We start from the raw sequence: 21,513 nt of genomic DNA on the forward strand, positions 1-21,513 counted from the left end.
AAACAAAGTTTTAGTTTTGCCCTGATTTTTTCAAGCATTAACAGTATATCGGATAATCAGAGCAAAATCAATATAAAAAGCACAAAAAGGCGGGCAGATTTTCTAATCTGCCTGCCTTTAGTTATTAGCGTATCTTATAGCTATTAATTAATTTTAGATAGACTTCTCCCGTCACATCTCCAATTAGACTTCGTAGACTTAAACCTGGAATTTAAACGTTGATCTCTGCGGTCATGCCGAGTACTTCCTTATTCTCATCGAGAATCGGCTGAATAACTTCTGCAAGAAACTCATCTACCTGCTGTGGTGCACGACCTACATAGCGAGATGGCTCCATGCATGCCTTCAGAGATTCAAGGCTCATTCCAAATGTCGGGTCCTGAGCAATCAGCTCAAGCAGGTTGTTGTCAAGCCCCTTCTCCTTCACGTTCTTTCCAGCCTCCATAGACAGCTGACGAATGCGCTCATGAAGCTCCTGACGGTCTCCGCCTGCCTTTACGGCATCCATCATGATATTTTCGGTTGCCATGAACGGAAGCTCTGCCATCATGTGCTTCTCGATAACCTTCGGATATACCACAAGTCCGTCGACAACGTTTAAGTACAGATCAAGGATTCCGTCGATTGCGAGGAAGCCCTCCGGAATACTTAAACGCTTGTTTGCGGAGTCATCGAGGGTACGCTCAAACCACTGGGTAGAGGAAACAAGCATCGGGTTCATCACATCGCTCATCACATAGTTGGACAGGGAAGCGATTCTCTCACTTCTCATCGGATTGCGCTTGTATGCCATTGCAGAAGAACCGATCTGATTCTTCTCAAACGGCTCCTCAACCTCCTTGAGGTGCTGAAGCAGACGAATATCGTTTGAGAACTTGTGTGCGCTCTGTGCGATTCCTGCCAGGATGTTCAGCACACGGGTGTCGATCTTTCTGGAGTAGGTCTGACCGGATACCGGATAGCATCCTGCAAATCCCATCTTCTCTGCGATCATCTGATCTGCCTTCCGGCATTTCTCATGGTCGCCCTCAAACAGCTCTAAGAAGCTCGCCTGAGTTCCCGTCGTTCCCTTTGAGCCGAGCAGTTTCATCGAACCGAGAACGTACTCGAGATCCTCGAGATCCAGATATAAATCATGGAGCCACAGGGTTGCACGCTTGCCCACGGTCGTCGGCTGTGCCGGCTGGAAGTGAGTGAATGCAAGCGTCGGCTGGTTCTTGTAATGATCTGCAAACTTTGCAAGCTCTGCCATCACGTTGATCAGTTTCTTGCGGACAAGGCGAAGACCCTCGGTCATGATGATGAGGTCAGTATTGTCGCCTACGTAACAGGAAGTTGCACCTAAATGGATGATTCCCTTCGCCTTCGGGCACTGCTGTCCGTATGCGTACACATGAGACATGACATCGTGGCGCACAAGTTTCTCGCGCTCCTTTGCCACCTCGTAGTTGATCTCCTCTGCATGCTCTTTCAGTTCATCGATCTGCTCCTGGGTGATCGGAAGACCAAGCTCCTTCTCGGTCTCTGCCAGCGCAATCCACAACTTTCTCCATGTCTTAAATTTTTTGTCCGGGGAGAAGATGTACTGCATCTCTCTGCTTGCATATCTCTCTGATAACGGGCTCTGATATCGGTCGTTCATCAAAAGAACCTCCTGTATTTTCATAATAATTCGTGTCTAAAATCTCGTAAATGTCTTAACGTTCTGTCTTAACGCTCTTATCGTTTCGTTTCTTTCTTTTGCGATTTTTGCACTCGCATCAGACAACTTTAACTTTATCTGCTCTTAATTTCGTACTCTTGCCTTCGTGCCCTTACTTAGCACTGCGCTTACTTCATACACTTACTTCATACGCTCACTTATTGCGCTTATTTGGTGTACTCACCGCGGATATCCTCAGTCGGCGGATCTACCGGGTACTTGCCCGTGAAGCATGCCGTACAGATCGGAAGTCCCTCAGAGAGTTCTTTAAGGCGCTCAATGTTCAAGTAAGCTAAGGAATCTGCACCGATGATCTGGCGGATCTGTTCAATCGTTCGTCCACTCGCAATCAGCTGATCGGATGACGGGATATCGGTTCCAAAGTAGCACGGATAGAGGAACGGCGGTGCGCTGACCTTCACATGCACTTCCTTTGCACCGGCATCGCGGAGCATCTTTACAATCAGGTGGCTCGTTGTTCCGCGGACGATCGAGTCGTCAATCATGATGACTCTCTTTCCTGCAACGGCTTCCTTTAAGACATTCAGCTTAACCTTTACCGCTGACACACGACTGCTCTGCTTCGGCTTGATGAAGGTACGTCCGACATAGGAATTCTTCACAAATGCCGTTCCATATGGAATTCCAGACTCCATCGAGTATCCGAGGGCAGCGGCATTTCCGGACTCCGGAACGCCGACTACGAGGTCTGCATCGACCGGAGAATCCTTCGCCAGACAGCGACCTGCATAGATACGGGAACCGTAGACACTCACTCCGTCGAAGACACTGTCCGGTCTTGCAAAATAAATGTACTCAAACACGCATCTCGCCTGCTTTTCCTTCGGCAGACACATGCTCTTGTCGGAAACAATTCCGTCTTTTGTGATCGTCACGATCTCTCCCGGCTCCACATCGCGCACAAACTCTGCATCGATCGTGGAGAGGGCACAGCTTTCTGATACCAGTATGTAGGCATTTTCCTTCTTGCCGATGCACAGCGGTTTGAATCCATACGGATCTCTCGCTCCGATCAGCTTTCTCGGGCTCATGATAACCAGGGAATACGCACCGATAATCTTCTTCATCGCATTTGCAACCGCTGCCTCTACGGTCGGAGTCATCACACGCTCGCGTGCGATGTGATATGCAATGACCTCAGAATCGATCGTCGTCTGGAAGATTGCTCCCGTGTACTCCAGTTCCCGGCGCAACTGCGGGGCATTGACCAGATTTCCGTTGTGTGCGAGTGCCAGGGTACCCTTTACATAATTCAGAACAAGTGGCTGGGCATTCTCACGCGTGCTACTGCCCGCAGTGGAATAACGCACATGACCCACGCCAATGTTTCCGTGAAGTCCCTCTAACACCTCATGTGTAAACACCTCATTGCAAAGACCCATTCCCTTGTAGGCATTTACCTTTCCCTTCGGTCCTTCCGTATCACTGACTGCGATTCCGCAGCTCTCCTGTCCGCGATGTTGCAGTGCAAATAATCCATAGTAAATTTCGGATGCCACATCATTGCCGTCAAAATCATACATTCCAAAAACACCACACTCCTCATGTACTTCATCGGAATGCAGCATCTGTCTCTCGTCCTTCATCGGCTTTTCTCGTTCCTCTCTCTCCATGGTATCAGTTTCTCTGTTGACTTATAAGCAAAACAAATAAATAGCTGTTAGTTCAGTAGAAATTATAATACAGCATATAAGGAATTGCAAGAGCATCTTTTATTAGATTAATTAATGAGCGGTTATTGCGTCTTGTACACGGGTAGGAATTTTCTGAACTGAAAATTCCGTATAGTACAGTAGCGGGTACAGATTTTGCCGATTTGTAATGCGAAGCATCGGCAAAATCCATTACAGTTTGTGCAACGAACTGTAATGAGCGGTTATTGCTTGTTTGTATCTGTTGTCTGATTCATTTTTATCTTAATCGGTTTGTCGAAAACTGTCAATCGTTACTGCATGAGAATCCGGCATCGTTCTCGTGTTGCTGTTCACGCGCCCTGCAAACTATAACGATTTCCTGTCGCAGTTCCTTCTTCTCAAACAAAAAGGGCTACCAACACACGTAGCCCTGATCTTTTCTGGTCACTCTCGAGCAATTTCCATTCAAGTCCAGTTATCAAGTTCATGCAAAAATCGACCTGATGTATGATTTTGGTCAGCCGGGTTATCGCCCGGTCACCTCATCGGCGGAATTTGTCACAGCACGCTTCAAATCATCGGCAAGTCCACCGATCACGCCCGTGCTTTCCTCTCCTGTGTTCTCGCTCATCCCGGAATCGGACGGAAGCATGGTGCTCTCCTCGGATGCACCCGATTCACTGCCGGATTCCATTCCCGGAACCGCCGAGGTATCGCGCTCTGCCGAGGTATCAGACTCCATTTCCGTCATTCCATTTCCAGCAGACGCACCTGTCTGTGCCTGCGTGCTCATCTGCGTATTCTGCGTGTTGTTCCGATTTCTTGTACAGCCTGAGAGCATTCCTACTGCCAGAATGACGACAAAAAGACAGCCAAAAACCCTGATTCTCTTCATATCTGTTCTCCTTTCACCTTTCACCGCATCTACTCTTCATGTTCCTGTTCACGCATTACGCAAACAGGAGCTTTTTATGCTTTCTTAGTATGTGAAAGAAGGCTTCGGATTATCTCAGATTTTCTCAGGATTCGACTGCCTTTTTTTCCATAATTTTCCTGTCAATTTCAACGCAAACCTAAAACCTAGCGTGAAATTCCCGCAAAAATCTCCGCAAAACAAATGACAAATGTTTCGTCAGACTTAACTAGTTGGAAGATGCCTCGATCACATCCGCCATCGTGTACAGTCCCGGCTTCTGAGTGGCAAGGAAGATCGCTGCCTCAATTGCTCCCTTTGCAAAAATTGCCTTGGAGTATGCGGTATGAGAGAAGGTTACAACCTCATCCGTTCCCGCAAAGATCACATCGTGCTCTCCGACGATCGATCCACCGCGAACGGCAGAGATTCCGATCTCCTTCGGATCACGCTTTGCGCGCTCTTTCGAGCGGTCATACTTGTAATGATAAACATCGTTCATTGCGTCATTGATCGAATCTGCAAGTGCGAGAGCCGTTCCGCTCGGAGCGTCCAGCTTCTGATTGTGGTGCTTCTCAACGATCTCCACATCAAATCCTGCTCCTGCAAGTACCTTTGCAGCATCCTTTAACAGTTTCATCAGGGTGTTGATTCCGAGAGACATGTTTGCAGAGCGAAGTACTGCGGTCTGCTTAGCGGTCTCACTCACATGAGCAATCTGCTCCTCGGAAAGTCCTGTCGTGCAGAGCACAAGCGGGAGCTTCTTCTCTGCGCAGACATCCATCAGCGTGTCAACTGCCTTTGCAGAGCTGAAATCAACAACAACATCTGCCGGAACATCGCACTCACTCAGGGATGCAAATACCGGAAAAGTCTCCTGACCGGAAGCGTGAAGATCGATTCCAGCGACAAGCTCAATGCCCTCTGTCTTTTCCACAAGTCCTGCGATCGTGCGTCCCATTGCACCACCGCATCCGTGCATAATCATTCTTACCATATCTGTCAATTCCTCTTTATCTTTTTCCGAAATTTATCTGTCTTCCTTTTCCTGATCGAATTACAGAATTCCGTACTCTTCCATTGCCTTCTTTAAACGCTCCTTGTTCTGCGGTTCCATCTCAGTCAGCGGAAGGCGAAGCGGTCCAACTTCCTTGCCCATCATGTTCATCGCTGCCTTAACCGGAATCGGGTTTACCTCACAGAAGAGGGCGTTGATCACCGGGATTGCCTTTAACTGCATCTCACAGCTCTTCTTCACATCGCCTTCAAAGAAGGATGCGCAGATGTCATGAGTCTGGCGCGGAGCAACATTGGAGAGAACAGAGATTACACCCTTACCGCCGAGAGACAGAAGCGGAACGATCTGGTCGTCATTTCCGGAGTACAGGTCTACACAGCCATCTGCCAACTGCATGATCTCTGCGATTGCGGAGAAGTTTGCACTTGCCTCTTTTACGCCCACGATATTCGGAACATCCTTACACAGCTTCACAATCGTCTCCGGCTTCATCGTCATACCGGTACGGCTCGGAACATGGTACAGAAGGATCGGCAGGCTTACGGAATTTGCGATTGCGGTGTAGTGAGCAATCAGACCATTCTGGGTGGCCTTGTTGTAGTACGGGGTTACAAGAAGAAGACCATCTGCTCCTGCCTTCTCTGCGCCCTGAGACAGATGGATTGCCTCCTTCGTGGAGTTAGAACCGGTTCCTGCAATAACCGGAATACGATGGTTAACAACCTCGCACACATAGCGGATCACATCAAGATGCTCCTCATGGCTCATCGTAGCAGACTCACCAGTCGTTCCACATGCGATGATCGCGTCAGTTCCACCTGCGATCTGTTCTTCAACGATCTCTTTTAACTTCGGGTAATTTACCTCTCCAGACTCTGTAAACGGGGTAACGAGTGCAACTCCTGCTCCTTCAAAAATAGCCATAACTTCTCCTCCTGAATTTTACATCAAATAAAAATAATAAAATAAATATAAATATGATGTATGATGAATATAGATATGCAAAACAATAAAGGCTGTGAACTCTGTGGCGACGGATCATCGCCCTTAAAGTTCCCAGCCTTTGCTCTTCTCTTTAAGTAGCGCTCCATCCCCTCGGATGACAGTCATATGATTCTTCACCAGATGACCAGACAAACGACGTTTGGCTCGTCCCCTGCCTTCGGCGCCCACCCTTTCCAGCGCCTTCCCCTGCGGCCTGACGCATCTGGTACTGTACTCATGCTTCGCGCAACCTCTACTTTTTTGTTTTCTTGTTATGTTGTTATACTATCATTATATGAATCAATTGTCAATCCCGGATCTTCAAAGCATCGGCAAAATCTGCCACCACCACGTTATTTTACGGCACTTTCGGTTCCAAAAGTGCCTGCCTCTGAACATTAACCAAACACACTCACATTCACATGTTCGACCCGGTCCGCCAGCTCCTCCGGATGCTCTGGAAGCACCTGTCCGGTCAGAATCACACCGGCTTCATCCCGACACTCTAAAATTGCCTTGAGTTCCTCGCGCTCGATAATTCCCTGATCGAGCGTTCCAAGCACCTCATCGAGAACAAGAAGGTCACATTCGCCCGTCGTCAGAACTTTCTTTGCATAGTTCAGACCGTTTCGGATGTTGACGCGCTCCTCACGCTTCTCCTCCTCACTCAGATGTTCAAAATAGCAGTCCGATTTCTCGAAGCGGAAAATCTTGATTTCCGGCTCCAGACGCTCCAGAATCTCCGTGTTGTCAAACTTCTGACTGCCCTTTAAAAACTCAATGATAATCACATTCTTTTTTCTTGCGGCAGCCTGAAGCGCTCTTCCGAGTGCCAGCGCTGTCTTGCCGGAACAGGTACCGCCACAGATCATCTCTACTTTTCCTGTACTCATCTTCATGCACCTCAATGGTTTTATCGCGCGGTTATCGTATCACATTCTGATTTGTTTTGCAAGTTATAAAATTATCGTTTAAAAAACTCATTCCTGTGCACACTCGAGCTTGCTGATCGACACCTCATAGGCAACCCGCTTTTCACACTGGGTCTCGCTGAGTTTCTTCGTGTACTCACGGCTCTGCACACGCCCCCAGACCCGCACTCTCGTTCCAACATCAAATGTGGAGGCAAATCTCGCATTTCGTCCCCACGCGATACACGGAATGTAATCCGACTTTCCATACGGACGATTCACCGCCAGAAGAAGATCTGCAATCTCTCTTCCGAGAGGAGTTTTGCGGTAAATCGGATTCTTGCATATGTACCCGTCAAGGAAGATCTGATTCGTTTTTGTATAATCCGTGAATTTTTCCATAAAATGAATCTCACGGACAAATACAGAGAGCACCAGACGGTTCTTCACGCCTTCATGGCGGTTATACGAGCGGAACTGTCCGATCGCCTCCACCGTACAGCCCTGATAATCTTCCTTCACATTGATCAGGCGCTCAGAAATCATTAACGGGATGATGTCTGCCTGCTCGCTCAGACGGCTTACTGCAACCTCAACCACATAGAAGCCCTCGCCAAACACCTCGTGGCTGAAGGTAAATCCGGATACAATCTCTCCGATCACACTCACTTTGTTGTTCTCAATCATTTTGTCTGCCATGGTACTTCTCTCTCCTTTTTTCATAAACATTTTTTGCTTTTCGCTGGTAATATCTATATGACCAGAAATTCCTGCTTATGAAAAGAAGCGTTCGCCTTATCCCGACAAACTCCGGCACTTCTTCTCGTTTTTCTCCATTTTATCACATTTTCTCTCGCACTTCGCCAGATTTTTCCCCTTCCTTAACATTCAAAAGAATCTCATCGAATCTGTGCAATTGACTTCAAAAGAAAAGCGACAGCGACGAAAAGAATGCGCTTTTCGTCAAACTGTCGCTTAAAAGTAATCCCACTGGGATAGGGCTTTGTGAATAGCCATAAGCCACTTATCGTAGTCTTTCGGAAACCACGCCTGATGGCATAGGCAACGGAGACTTCAGACACGGTAATTCATTCCGATTTATATCAACGACGAACAGGAGAGAAATGCGATGCTTCGCGAACCGCTGATTGAAAAATCATTTTTTACACGCCCTTTTTTTAGATCAGGCATTCTCTGTTTTTCCATAGGCGATTAAGGGGTCGCCTTCTCCCACACAGAGAATCGTTGTCTCATAAAGAACAATTCCATCATACTCTGCCAGAATTTCCTGCCTACTCTCGCCCCATACATCCGTCAAGATTCCAAGGCAGTCATCCTTCTGAAAAAATTCTCCCGGCTGAAAATTCGGATACCAGAGACACGATTTTGGTGCATCAAGATAGGTCGCTGTTGTAATCTCTCTCTGAGAAACCGTGTGAACTTCCTCTTCCCCTTCCAGAATTCCGGTCCGGACAAGAATATTTCTGACATCCTGACAATATTCCATCACTTCTTCTTTTGTATATCGTCCACCACCGCCTCTCTCAATCAGAACGGAAGGCAGTCCTCTCTGGCAGGCACTGCTGTATGCCCCCGTCGTTGCAAACGAGCGGGCACGCACCGAAAGATTCGTCGCCTCTGCCATCCATTTTGAAATTTTCTCTATTTCCTCTCCCGCTGCACCATTGTAATAGACAAACGGCATCACATGCTCACTGGTATCTCCACCGTGCAAATCCATGTAATAATCTGCCTCCACCTGAAATTTTTCTGTTATTACATGTGCAATTCGCTCGGAAAGTGTGCCATCCGCTTTTCCCGGAAATACCCGGTTCAAATTCTTTCCATCTTCCGGGACAAAGAAACGCTGAAACTGATACGATGCTGTTGGATTCGCCATCAGAAGAATCACAATTTTTCCCTTCACTTTTTGGGGATCCAGTGTTGAAGCAAGCGTGCGTGCTGTCTCAATTCCAATGTATTCCGCACCGTGAACGCCCGCAGAGATCAACATGGTCTTCCCATCCCGTTTCCCTTCAATGACTGTGATGGGAAGACGAAGTGACTCTGAACCTTCGACCTCGATCCATTCATTCCATTTTTTCCCCATGTTCTGCTCTCACCTTTTTTAATATTTTCACTTTTCTTTGCCGTTTCTTTACGCAAACTCAATCACAGATTCCAGCAGTTTTCTCGCATACGGATTTTTCGTCTGTGCAATCTGATTTACCGGAATACGCTCTGTTACGCGCCCATGATACAAAAACATCACCTGATCACACAGATAGGTGACCGATGTCAGATCATGTGTGATAAAAACATACGTCAGATTCAGTTTTTCTTTCAGTTCCCTCAAAAGATCCATGATCTGCACCTGCGTATGGGCATCGAGGGAAGAGATTGCCTCATCAAAAAGAATCAGCTCCGGACGACAGGCAACCGCTCTCGCAATACAGACGCGCTGAAGCTGTCCACCGGAAAGTTCATGTGGAAAACGATCCAGATACGTCTCATTCAGTCCCACAAGTTCCATCAGTCGACGGCATTCCGCTGTGCGATCGATCTTCTCTTTGCTCTTTCTCTCCCACACACGAATTCCTTCCGCAAGCACATCACGGATCCGAAATCTCGGGTTTGCAGATGTTGTATAATCCTGAAATACCACACTGAGACGATTTTGCAAAAGTTTTTTTCCCGCTCTGGAGGCATATACCTCTGTCCCATCAAGTTGATACGAACCGGAATCTGGCTTTAAAAGCCCACAGATCACTCTGCCAAGCGTAGATTTTCCGCTCCCCGACTCTCCAAGAATCCCCAGACAGCTTCCCTGTTCCAAATCAAGAGAGACATCAAAAAGGATCTGATCTCTGCTAACTCCAAATAACTTTTCCTGACGTTCACTGCGAAAGCTGACACAGATCTCTCTCATCTTAATCATGGCAAACCTCCTGATGACCGTGAATGCTCTCCCGGTATTTTTTCATGACCTCCGCCCGTTTTTCCACAAGAAGACGGGTGTACGAATCCGATGCATGATGCAGGATATGTTGGAAATCTCCGCGATCCACAACCTCCCCGCTGTTCATCACAATCAGGCGATCCGCCACTCTGGAAATTGCACCAAGATCATGCGTGATAAAAATCATCGCCGTCTGATGCTCCTGCTTGATTCGAATAAACTCTTCCAAAATCTCATGCTGAGTGATTGCATCGATCGCTGTTGTCGGCTCATCCGCGATCAGAAGCGCCGGCTTTAATGCCATTGCAATTCCAATCATGATTCGCTGAAGCATTCCACCTGATAGCTGGTGTGGATATTTCGCCAGCACCTCCTCGGGATTGCGAATTTTCATGCGCTCTAAAATCTCGACCGAGCGACGGAAAATCTCTTCTTTTTTCCAGTCTGTGTGCGTCGCAAACGTCTCTGCCATCTGATTTCCGATCCGGTAGAGTGGATCAAAACAGGTCATCGGGTTCTGCAAAACAACTGCAATCTTGCTTCCTCGAATGGATCGAAGCGTTTCCTTGCTCTCCTTAATCAGATTTTTCTCCTCAAACCACGCATTTCCGCTGACTTCAAAGTTCTTATCGAGAATTCCAAGCATTGCCTTGACACTCATGCTCTTTCCACTTCCTGACTCTCCAAGGATTCCCAGACACTCCCCCGGATAGACTTCAAACGACACCTCTTTTACAAGTTCTGTCTGCTTATGGCGTTTTTTCAGAGAAACCCTCAAATCTTCCACGCGGACAACCGGCTTCTGACCGGCCCGCTCTTCAACCGACAATGTTTCGGTTCTCATCGATCCACCTCCTTCGGATCCAGTACATCTCTCAGCGCATCTCCCATCAAATTGAATGCGGAAACGAGAATCACAATCGCCACACCCGGGACAATCATCTGGGTCGGATTGCTCGTCAGCACATTTTTCGCCTCATTCAGCATAGCGCCCCACTCCGGTGTCGGTGCCTGCACGCCAAGACCAAGAAACGAGAGTGTGGAAATATTTATGATTGCCCAACCCACATCGAGAGAAGCAAGAACTGCCAGATCCGCTGCAATTGAAGGCACGAGATGGCGCACAAGAATAAATCTCTCCGGCATTCCCACACAGCGCGAAAACTGGACAAAATTGCGGTCGCGATACTGCATGACTCCCGTCCGGATCATTCTTGCATACCACGCCCACTTGATAAACACATTTGCAAGAATCACATTCTGGACATTGATTCCGAGAAGTGCCACAACTGCAAAAACCATGATCTGACTCGGAAATGAGAGCATGACATCAACGGTTCTCATAATCACTTCTTCCGGGATTCCACGAAAATATCCTGCAAGAAGTCCCATCAGCGCTCCAAGTCCAATCGTGCCAAGCATCGTCAGCACCGCGAGTCCCAGAGTCGGGCGAATTCCGTAAATCATTCGGGAAAGAATGCACCTCCCAAGATTATCTGTTCCAAGCGGATACTGCGCCGAAAAACCGGCAAATTTGTTCATAATATCCGCCTCATAAGGATCGTGCGGTGCAAGTACCGGTGCAAAAATTCCGGCAAGTGCCGTAAGAAGTACGATGGCAACCGTCACCATCGCCGTTTTATTCTGAAGAAACCGTCTTCCCATTATGCTCCTTCCTTTCTCATTCGTGGGTCAGATACCGTCTGCAAAATATCAAATACAAGGTTAAACACAACAAAAAGTACTCCAATCAGCAGTACATACGTCTGAATCACCGGATAATCCCGGTTAAAGATCGAGCTGATACAGAGCGTTCCAAGTCCCGGCCACGCAAATACATTTTCCACAACAATCGTTCCGGAAATCAACTGAGGAATACTCATTCCAATCGCCACGATACAGGTGTGCATGGAATTTTTTAAAATGTGTTTTACCAGAATGTTTCTCGACGGCAGTCCTCTTACATTTGCATACAACACATAATCCTGCTTCATATTTTCAAGCATATTGTTGCGGATCAGACGAATGTAGGTGGAAATATAGCTCAGCGACACCGTAAAGGAGGGAAGAATCAGATGTTTTAAAGTTCCATTTCCGCTTGTCGGAAGAAGATCCAGTTTGATGGAAACCAGCCACATCAGAAGAAGTCCAACCCAGTAGGCTGGCATTGCCGTCGTCATAAAAACAAGGGCACGCATGATTTTATCAAACCAGCCATCTTTATAGACGGCACATAAGAAACCAATCGGAAGACTTAGAACAATCACCATCACAAAAGAAACACCCGCAAGTTGAAGCGTCGCCGGGAGACATCTCATCAGTTCTCCTGCCACAGTTCGGGTCGGATTGACATAGCTGATTCCAAAGTCTCCATGCAGGCAGTCTAAAAGCCAGCTGAAATAACGAACCAGATACGGCTTGTCCAGACCGAGCTGTGCCCGCACTTCTGCAATCGCCTCATCTGTGATAATCGGTACCTGACGAACGCGCAGAGCAACCTCCGCCGGATCAGAAGGAATCAGATTGATAAACACAAAACACACAAAAGAAATAATGATCAACAGCGGAATCGCCGAGAGAATCCGCTTCGTCACATACTGTTTCATAAATAAATTCTACTCCGTTCATTTTAGGAGAAGCCGTCTTCCCGCAACTGCTTCCGGCAGTCTGCAAGAGACGGCTTCTGTGATCTGTCTGTTGGTTTTTCTAAAAGTGTTGTTTTTTAGAAGGAAAAATCTGCAAACGGCACTTCATACTGTGTCTGAGTGAAATGGAAGCCTTTCAGATCAGAACGGTAGATCGCCTTGTTGCACTCATAAGTCAGCGGAATGTAAACGGCATCCTCATGAAGTCTGGTCAGGACAAATTTATACAGATCCTGTCTCTCATTCTCATCTGTGGAAATCAGAATATTTGTGATCGCCTCATCGATCTCCGCCTTATCCTCAAGCCCAAGCTGTGCCGCATAATCCCCATATACCGGAGCTCTCATCGCTGCAAGAGAAGACTGCGGATCATACGGGGTTCCCCAGCAAATATTAAATACCATATCAAAGTTTCCTGCTTTCATATTGTCACGGTAAGACTGTTCTTCCTCTCCATGAATGTTCAGAGAAATTCCGATCTTTGCATATTCACTCTGAAGATACTCGGAAATCGCCTTCTCCGTCACACTGTCGCTGTTGTACAGAAGATCTATGTTTAATTTCTGTCCATCCTTCTCCAGAACTCCATCGCTTCCTGCGCTCCATCCTGCCTCTGCAAGAATGTTCTTTGCCTTTTCCACATCATACTCATACGGTGTCAGACCAATGTTGCAATACGGAATCGTCTCTGCAAAAAGTGTGTCTGCCGGCTGTTCAAGACCGTAGAAGATTCCCTCTGAGATTGCCTGCTTATTCGTCGCATGCTGTAAGGCCTGGCGAACTTCCTTCTCTGCAAGAACGTCTCTCGTCGTATTTAAGACAATCTGGCGTGTGGAAGTCGGATCAGAAAGCTCCACCTTGAACTTATCATTTCCCTGATACTGGTTGATTGCGTCGGCATCGATCATGTTCTTTCCGAAAATCATGTCAATCTCGCCCTTCTCAAGCGCAAGAATTCTCGTCTGGTTATCCGGAATTACCTTTACCGTGATCTTCTTGATTGCCGGCTGTTCTCCCCAGTAATTCTCATTCGCCTCAAATACCGCATACTCATCCGTCACAAAATCTGTCAGCACATACGGACCTGTTCCGATGTAGGCATTCACTCCGTCTTTTGTGCTTCCGTCCTTCATTGCCTTCGGAGAGATCATCGCAAACGGTCTCGTCACTCCAAGCTCTGTCAGAAGCGGATAGTACGGCTCAGAAAGCTCAATGACGAACGTCTTCTCATCCGGAGCAGAAACTCCGACAAGCAGATTCATCATCTCCAACCAGGTATGGCGATCCTTGTTTTCAATGATTGCATCAAAGTTTGCCTTGATTGCATTTGCATCACAGACCTCTCCATCAGAAAATTTTACACCGTCACGGATGTGGAACGTATAAGTCTTTCCATCTTCACTGATGTCCCAGCTCTCTGCAAGGCATCCCTCATATCCGGTTGCCGTGATATTGACGAGTCCCTCATAGAGCATTTCCTGCGCATACATCTCTCCTGCATAGAGATGCGGATTTAAGTCGCGGATATCGCGGTAATTTACAAAGATCAGGTCGGTCTTTTCCTCCGATGCGCTCACCGAAGATTCCTCTGTGCTCACTGCCTCATTTTTCTGATTTGTCGTCTTCTCGGCAGAACCGCCACAACCACTTAAAGCCACTGCCACAGCTCCTGCCAGATAAAGACCAGCTAACTTCTTTTTCATCTTATTCCTCCTCATTGCATAAATCGCATACTACCTTTTGTCTGTTCACAGAGACACCTCTTCTTTCGTCCTCTGCGTTCTGTTTTACTTTACTTTTTTGCACGAGAAATAATATATCACAGTTAGCACTAACTTACTAATACCGATTTAGAGGGGATATGTTATCACATTTTGTTATAACACCTGCAAGTTCTGCTTTAATTTTTCCAGATAACGTCTCGCATAACTTGACAATTCTCCTTTTTCCGGAATCACATATCCAATCACAAGAAATGGCTCGCATCCATCAATCGGCATCCCGCGAATCTCTGATTTCTGATACTCGGAAGATACAAATTCGATTCCCATACAGCATACATCCGAGTGAAGCAGGAGATTGTGAATCATATAGTCGCTGTTTGTTACAAAGGTCTGTTCCATATGTTCCGTCGTAAATTCTCCCATACTGACGCTCTCAATATGATGCTCCATCGCAAAAAAATCCTGCACCTCTCCGACAAACTTTAACGTTTTTAGTTCAGAAAACTCCAAACTCTCCCGCTCATACAACGGATGATGCTTTCCCATATAAATACAGAATTTTCTCCGGTCGAGCGGGAAAAATTTCAGTTTCTTATGTTCCAGAATATGTTGAAAACATTTGAGCTGACGTTCCGCAAGATACACAATTCCAAGCTCTGATACATGCTCCGACACATCATCTGTGATCTCTTCCATCGTTCCCTCATGATACTCAAATTCAAGAGATCTTTCTCCTTTTTTTCTGTTCAAACTCTCATTTTCCTGATAAATCTCCGTCAACAGCCTCGTCAGAATACTGCTTCTGTAACCCGAAATACTGAGTCTTGGCGCGCGTTGTTTTCCTGTCATCGATCGAATGATATTTGCATGCTTTAAAATATTCATGGCATGACTGTAAAGGAGTTCTCCCTGGGAAGTCATGCTGATTCCCTTACTGCTTCTGACCATGAGTTCGGTACACAGCTCTTTTTCAAGCCCTGCAAGCACCCGGCTGACATTCGGCTGTGTCGTATAAAGCTGTTGTGCTGCCTGATTCAGACTTCCACAATCTACCGCAGTGACAAAGTACTCTAGCTGTTTGATTTCCATGAGATCTCTCCTTTATCTGTCATATTCTTATGCAATCCTGTTTTTGTGCTTATTTTTATATGCAAATTCTAATCTGCTTCCATCTATCCAAAATTAGCTTAGGCTAACCCCTGTATAAAAAAAAGGGTATTGCATCCTCACGATTCTGAATGTAATACCCTATTTTTTTATTCGTTTTTAAGTAATTTCCATCAACCCTTCTTGAAGGAAGCGCGCTTACGCAGAAGCGGATCAAGGATACGCTTGCGGATACGCAGGTTCTCCGGGGTAACCTCAAGAAGCTCGTCGGTATCGATGAACTCGAGGCACTGCTCAAGGCTCATGATCTTCTTCGGAACCAGACGCAGAGCTTCATCAGAGCTTGAGGAACGGGTGTTGGTCAGCTTCTTCGTCTTGCAGACATTGACCTCGATGTCCTCGGTCTTCGGGCTCTGTCCGATAACCATACCGGAATATACCTTCTCGCCAGGTCCGATGAACAGGGTTCCACGCTCCTGTGCATTGAACAGACCGTAGGTGATTGCCTCACCACTCTCGTATGCGATCAGGGAACCGGTTCTGCGATAGCTCAAATCACCCTTGTACGGACCATATCCGTCGAACATCGTGTTGATGATACCATTTCCCTTTGTATCGGTCATGAACTCACCGCGGTATCCGATCAGACCTCTTGCCGGGATTGAGAACTCGAGACGGGTGTATCCGCCGTTTGTCGGGCTCATTCCCTGAAGCTCACCCTTTCTGGAAGTCAGCTTCTGGATAACAGCACCGGTGAACTCCTCCGGAACATCGATGTAAGCAAGCTCCATCGGCTCCTGCTTCTGGTTTCTCTCGTTGTACTTGTAGAGAACCTCTGCCTTGCTGACTGCGAACTCAAAGCCCTCACGGCGCATGTTCTCGATCAGAACAGACAGATGAAGCTCACCACGTCCGGATACCTTGAAGCAATCCGGTGAATCGGTCTCCTCGACACGCAGGCTGACATCGGTGTTCAGCTCACGGAACAGACGCTCACGGATATGACGGGAAGTGATGAACTTACCTTCCTGTCCTGCTAACGGGCTGTCGTTTACCATGAAGTTCATTGCGATCGTCGGCTCGGAAATCTTCTGGAACGGAATTGCCTCCGGGTTCTCTACGGAACACAGGGTATCTCCGATGTGAAGATCTGTGATACCGGAAACAGCAACGATGTCTCCGATCGTAGCCTCCTGAACCTCAACTCTCTTTAAGCCGTCAAACTGGTACAGCTTACCGATCTTGACACGGCGCATCTTGTCCGGATCGTGATGGTTTACGATTGCAACTTCCTGGTTCACCTTTACCACACCATTGTCGATCTTACCGATACCGATACGACCTACATACTCGTTGTAGTCGATCGTGGAGATCAGCATCTGGGTCGGTGCATCCGGATCTCCCTGCGGAGCCGGAATGTAGTTGATGATCGTCTCGAACAGCGGGCTCATATCCACATCCGGATCGTCAAGCTCCTTCTTTGCAAATCCAGCCTTTGCAGATGCATATACGAACGGGCAGTCAAGCTGTTCGTCAGAAGCATCCAGATCCATGAACAGTTCCAGAACCTCATCGATAACATCGTTCGGTCTTGCCTCCGGACGGTCAATCTTGTTGATGCAGACGATGACAGAGAGATCAAGATCCAGCGCTTTCTGTAAAACGAACTTGGTCTGTGGCATCGGACCCTCATACGCATCTACAACCAGAACAACGCCGTCTACCATCTTCAGTACACGCTCAACCTCACCACCGAAGTCTGCATGTCCAGGGGTGTCGATGATGTTGATCTTCTTATCCTTGTAGAAAACTGCGGTGTTCTTGGACAGAATGGTGATACCACGCTCACGCTCGATATCGTTGGAGTCCATGACACGCTCCTCGACTTCCTGGTTTGCGCGGAATACACCGCTCTGCTTTAACAGCTCATCAACCAGAGTGGTTTTACCGTGGTCAACATGGGCGATAATCGCGATGTTTCTTACGTCTTCTCTCTTAATCTTCATCTCTGTGCTCTTCCTTCTTTAATCTTTAAAAGAGCTAAGGACGAATTATTCTGCCCTTAGCTCCTGTTCTCGGTTTCCATTACAGTACTCTAATATAGCATTGCATTTCACAGATTGCAAGGCTTTTTTTCGTGATTTTCATATTTTATAAGGTGAGAAAACCTTGCACGCAAAAAAATACAAATCCCCTCTCTAATCCTCAAACAGAATCATCTCGCCGTCAAGCATTCCATAGTAGAGGGTTCCCTCGCGCTCAATCTGGGCTCTGCCTGCAGTCTTCTCGGTCACCTGGCTGAGAAACGAACCCGTCTGATCAACCGGAACCATGAACGTCATATCGACCTGATCAGTGTACTGGGTGTCGAGGATTGTCAGCCCCATCTGCCCTGCGACATACTGGAGTTTTCCGACTCCATTGTAATCTGTGTGGATCAGAATCCGGTCTCCGAGGCATTTCTCGACAACCGCGCTGTTTTTGAGTCCCTCCTGAACCGCACTCGAGTACGCGCGCACAAGACCGCCCGTTCCAAGCAGGGTTCCACCGAAATACCGCGTGACCACAACGCAGATATTGCGGACTTCCTCCCCGAGAAGGACATCAAGCATCGGGCGACCTGCGGTCTGGCTCGGCTCCCCGTCGTCACTGCATCTTTGCACCTGACCACGCTCTCCGATCACATAGGCGGAACAGTTGTGTCTTGCATCCCAGTATTTTTTCTTCATCTCCTCGATGAAGGCGATCGCCTCCTCCTCGCTCTTTACCGGTCTCGTCGTCGCAATAAAGCGGGATTTCTTCTCAACAATCTCTCCCTCTCCCCCGCGGTAGAGGATTTTGTACTGCTGTGGCATATTTTTTGTCTGTTCCATCATTTATTCCGTTTCCTTTTCTTTTTCCTGTTTTATCTTTCTGTCTGCTCTTTTGGTTTTTTCTTTATTTTTAGTGATTCCTGATTTTTCGTGATTTCTGTTTTCAAGTCGATATGCGATCGTCCTGTTTTCCATCATATCATAAGAAAAGAAAATATGCAAAGCACCGGCAAAATCTGTTTTCCTTTCCACAACGTATAAACAAGAACGGCTAATCCGGGCATATTTTTGAAAACATGCTCCACGGTTTACTTGTCCGTCAGTTTTTGTTATAATGAGAAAAGCTGATACACATTTTTATTTTGCAGGAGGATTTTTTGGCAAATACATGAATTATGGAAAAGAAGCAACAGAAAAGAAGATCGATCTGATCTATTCCAGGAAAAAGAAATACACCACCCGTGTCTTTCTCACCTTCTTTAAGACCTTTCTGATTCTCTGCCTTTTTGCTGTTCTGGTCACTTCCAGCATCGGCATCGGCATTTTCATGGGAATCATTGACAGTGCCCCGGAGCTCAATGTCGACAGCATTGTCCCGGTCGGCTATGCCACGACGGTCTATGACAGTGCCGGAAACCTGACCGATACTCTCGTACAGACCGGCTCGAACCGCGAGGAAGCTACTTACGACGAGCTCCCGCAGGATCTGATCAACGCGTTTGTCGCAATCGAGGATTCCCGATTCTGGCAACACAACGGCATCGATCTGCGCTCGATCTCCCGTGCGGCAGTCGGTGTCCTGACGGGTCAGAACCTCGGTGGAGGAAGTACACTGACCCAGCAGTTGATCAAGAACAACGTCTTTAATGGCGGAATGGAGACCAGCTTTGGTGCCCGCCTTGAGCGAAAGATTCAGGAGCAGTATCTTGCGCTCCAGCTCACGCGCTCGATGGACCGCAAGCTCATCCTCACCAACTATTTAAACACGATCAATCTCGGAAACAACACGCTCGGAGTCAAGGTTGCCGCAAGACGGTATTTTAATAAAGATGTCTCCGATCTGACGCTCTCCGAGTGCGCTGTCATCGCGGGAATCACGCAGAACCCGTCTCGATTAAACCCGATCACCGGGCAGGAGGCAAATGCGGAGAAGCGCAAGGTCATCCTTCAATATATGTTCGAACAGGGTTATATCTCGAAGGAGCAACAGGAGGAAGCTCTTGCCGACGATGTCTATGACCGGATTCAGAACATTGACACCGCAAATCGCGAGAACTCCACCCCGTACAGCTATTTCACCGATGAGCTGATCCAGCAGGTCAAGGAAACGCTGATGGAAAAACTCAGCTACACCGACACACAGGCGCACAACCTGATTTACAGCGGTGGTCTTCAGATCTACACGACTCAGGACCCGGATCTCCAGACAATCGTCGATGAGGAAGTCAACAATCCGGACAATTACTCCGTCAAACGCTATTCGATCGAGTACCGTCTCTCCGTGACACACGCGGATGGCACGACCGAGCATTTCTCAGAAAAATCGATCCGCAGTTGGCACACCGATGTCCGCGACGACAATTTCGACGGTCTCTATGACACGGAGGAGGCAGTTGACGCAGATATTGAAGCATACAAGGCTTATCTGCTCAAGGAGGGAGACACGATCATCGGCGAGCGCCTGACAAAAATCTTAGAGCCTCAGGTTTCATTTGTACTCATGGATCAGAAAACCGGACAGGTCAAGGCAATCAGCGGTGGTCGAGGTTCCAAGACCGCAAGCCTGACGCTGAACCGCGCGACAAACACGCTTCGTCAGCCGGGATCAACATTCAAAATCATCTCTGCCTTTGCGCCCGCGATCGATGCACGCGGAGCAACTCTCGGAACCGTCTACTACGACGCTCCGTACACCGTTGGAAACAAAACATTTTCCAACTGGTACAGTCAGGGATACACCGGTTACTCAAGCATCCGCGACGGTATCATCTACTCAATGAATATCGTTGCCGTACGCTGTCTGATGGAAACCGTGACTCCTCAGGTCGGTGTCGAGTACGCCAATAACTTCGGAATCACCTCGCTGACCGCGACTGATTACAACGCCGCAACTGCTCTCGGCGGACTGACAAAAGGTGTCAGCAACCTTGAACTGACTGCCGCCTACGCCTCGATCGCAAACGGCGGTGTCTACACGAAACCGATCTTCTTCACGAAGATTCTAGACCACGACGGCAAGATCCTGATCAACAACGAGCCGGAGACGCACCGCGTGCTCAAGGATTCCACAGCCTTTCTTCTGACGGACGCCATGTCGGATTCGATGGAGGCAAACCGAAAGTTCGGAAGCTCGATCAACTCGACGAGTACCCGCGCAAAAATCGCAAACATGTCAAGTGCCGGAAAGAGCGGAACGACTTCCAAGAACAACGATATCTGGTTTGTGGGCTACACCCCGTACTTCACTGCCGGCATTTGGGCCGGCTGTGACGATAACCAGAAACTGACTTCACGAAACGGCGGAACCTCCTTCCACAAGGATATCTGGCGAAAGATCATGACCCGGGTTCACGAGGGAAAAGAAGATCCGGGATTCAGTGTTCCGGACAGCGTAGAGACCGCTGTGATCTGCCGGAAATCCGGAAAGCTTGCAATTCCCGGAGTCTGCGATGAGGATCCGCGCGGAGATGCAACCTACACCGAGTACTTTGCAAAGGGCAGTGTCCCGACGGATCTGTGCGATGTTCATGTACGTGCAACGGTATGTAGCATCACCGGACTGCTTCCAAACTCCGGATGCCCGAAATCAACAAAAATCCGCCTTGCACTTCCCGCAGATGCAGACAGCTCAACCGATGATTCTGCTTACGCAATGCCGACGAGAAAGTGTGGCGGACACACGGCTTCCACGATTGCCCCGGCAACTGATGGTGCAGAGAGCGGTGGACCTTCCAGTCAGACTCCGGAGACGCTTCCGCCTGCCGGAATCAGCAACCTTGGTCCGGGCTATGGTCCGGGAGGCGGTGCTTCGGCACTGCCAAGAGCCGGAATCTCAAATGGTCCCGGACGTGACTAGGTTAAA

The 21,513-nt window shown here is 48.0% G+C and carries 17 protein-coding genes and 1 riboswitch; of the genes, 1 reads left to right on the top strand and 16 read right to left on the bottom strand.

What is annotated here, in order from left to right:
* Positions 1-211 precede the first annotated feature (211 nt).
* From purB to AC4EVX_RS07885, 16 genes are all read right to left on the bottom strand, one after another.
* Entirely contained in the window at positions 212-1,642 is a 1,431-nt protein-coding gene (gene purB, locus AC4EVX_RS07810; RefSeq protein ID WP_177978437.1) for an adenylosuccinate lyase, read from the bottom strand.
* A gap of 227 nt (positions 1,643-1,869) precedes the next feature.
* A complete protein-coding gene (gene purF / locus AC4EVX_RS07815; protein WP_177978445.1) occupies positions 1,870-3,309 on the bottom strand; it encodes an amidophosphoribosyltransferase in 1,440 nt (479 codons plus the stop codon).
* A gap of 574 nt (positions 3,310-3,883) precedes the next feature.
* The gene (locus tag AC4EVX_RS07820; RefSeq protein ID WP_177978436.1) at positions 3,884-4,252 is read right to left on the bottom strand and encodes a hypothetical protein; all 369 of its coding nucleotides are present in this window, start codon (positions 4,250-4,252) and stop codon (positions 3,884-3,886) included.
* A gap of 247 nt (positions 4,253-4,499) precedes the next feature.
* Complete coding sequence (gene dapB, locus AC4EVX_RS07825) at positions 4,500-5,267, bottom strand: 4-hydroxy-tetrahydrodipicolinate reductase (RefSeq protein ID WP_177978435.1); 768 nt, start codon at positions 5,265-5,267, stop codon at positions 4,500-4,502.
* Positions 5,268-5,327: 60 nt separating this feature from the next.
* The gene (gene dapA / locus AC4EVX_RS07830) at positions 5,328-6,212 is read right to left on the bottom strand and encodes a 4-hydroxy-tetrahydrodipicolinate synthase (RefSeq protein ID WP_177978434.1); all 885 of its coding nucleotides are present in this window, start codon (positions 6,210-6,212) and stop codon (positions 5,328-5,330) included.
* Between the two features lie 148 nt (positions 6,213-6,360).
* Positions 6,361-6,536: riboswitch (Lysine riboswitch) on the bottom strand.
* A gap of 134 nt (positions 6,537-6,670) precedes the next feature.
* The gene (locus AC4EVX_RS07835; RefSeq protein WP_177978433.1) at positions 6,671-7,165 is read right to left on the bottom strand and encodes a cob(I)yrinic acid a,c-diamide adenosyltransferase; all 495 of its coding nucleotides are present in this window, start codon (positions 7,163-7,165) and stop codon (positions 6,671-6,673) included.
* A gap of 87 nt (positions 7,166-7,252) precedes the next feature.
* A complete protein-coding gene (locus AC4EVX_RS07840) occupies positions 7,253-7,882 on the bottom strand; it encodes a single-stranded DNA-binding protein (RefSeq protein WP_177978432.1) in 630 nt (209 codons plus the stop codon).
* Positions 7,883-8,366: 484 nt separating this feature from the next.
* The gene (locus AC4EVX_RS07845) at positions 8,367-9,293 is read right to left on the bottom strand and encodes a M14 family metallopeptidase (RefSeq protein ID WP_490159937.1); all 927 of its coding nucleotides are present in this window, start codon (positions 9,291-9,293) and stop codon (positions 8,367-8,369) included.
* A gap of 48 nt (positions 9,294-9,341) precedes the next feature.
* Positions 9,342-10,121 (bottom strand): ABC transporter ATP-binding protein, encoded by a 780-nt coding sequence (locus AC4EVX_RS07850; RefSeq protein WP_490159938.1) that lies wholly within the window; start codon positions 10,119-10,121, stop codon positions 9,342-9,344.
* Positions 10,114-10,986, bottom strand: a complete 873-nt coding sequence (locus tag AC4EVX_RS07855) for an ABC transporter ATP-binding protein (RefSeq protein ID WP_490159939.1) — start codon at positions 10,984-10,986, stop codon at positions 10,114-10,116. Before AC4EVX_RS07855 ends, AC4EVX_RS07850 begins: the two co-directional genes overlap by 8 nt.
* Positions 10,983-11,807, bottom strand: coding sequence for a nickel/cobalt ABC transporter permease (gene opp1C, locus AC4EVX_RS07860; RefSeq protein ID WP_490159940.1), 825 nt, complete (start codon positions 11,805-11,807; stop codon positions 10,983-10,985). The genes AC4EVX_RS07855 and opp1C overlap by 4 nt, the downstream gene beginning before the upstream one ends.
* Positions 11,807-12,748, bottom strand: coding sequence for a nickel/cobalt ABC transporter permease (gene opp1B, locus AC4EVX_RS07865; protein ID WP_490159941.1), 942 nt, complete (start codon positions 12,746-12,748; stop codon positions 11,807-11,809). Before opp1B ends, opp1C begins: the two co-directional genes overlap by 1 nt.
* Before the next feature lie 116 nt (positions 12,749-12,864).
* Positions 12,865-14,490 carry a nickel ABC transporter substrate-binding protein gene (gene nikA / locus AC4EVX_RS07870; protein WP_177976630.1) on the bottom strand — a complete coding sequence of 542 codons (1,626 nt, stop codon included), beginning with the start codon at positions 14,488-14,490 and terminating at the stop codon, positions 12,865-12,867.
* Positions 14,491-14,664: 174 nt separating this feature from the next.
* A complete protein-coding gene (locus AC4EVX_RS07875) occupies positions 14,665-15,600 on the bottom strand; it encodes a LysR family transcriptional regulator (RefSeq protein ID WP_177976629.1) in 936 nt (311 codons plus the stop codon).
* A gap of 191 nt (positions 15,601-15,791) precedes the next feature.
* A complete protein-coding gene (gene typA / locus AC4EVX_RS07880) occupies positions 15,792-17,624 on the bottom strand; it encodes a translational GTPase TypA (RefSeq protein WP_308452093.1) in 1,833 nt (610 codons plus the stop codon).
* A gap of 192 nt (positions 17,625-17,816) precedes the next feature.
* Positions 17,817-18,473, bottom strand: a complete 657-nt coding sequence (locus AC4EVX_RS07885) for a YigZ family protein (protein WP_177976646.1) — start codon at positions 18,471-18,473, stop codon at positions 17,817-17,819.
* Between the two features lie 346 nt (positions 18,474-18,819).
* On the opposite strand from AC4EVX_RS07885, the gene AC4EVX_RS07890 reads away from it, so the two are divergent.
* Positions 18,820-21,507: a transglycosylase domain-containing protein gene (locus tag AC4EVX_RS07890; protein WP_490159942.1), complete on the top strand. Its 2,688-nt coding sequence runs from the start codon at positions 18,820-18,822 to the stop codon at positions 21,505-21,507.
* The last annotated feature ends 6 nt before the right edge of the window (positions 21,508-21,513 follow it).

It is taken from the genome of Brotaphodocola sp. (assembly GCF_983179755.1).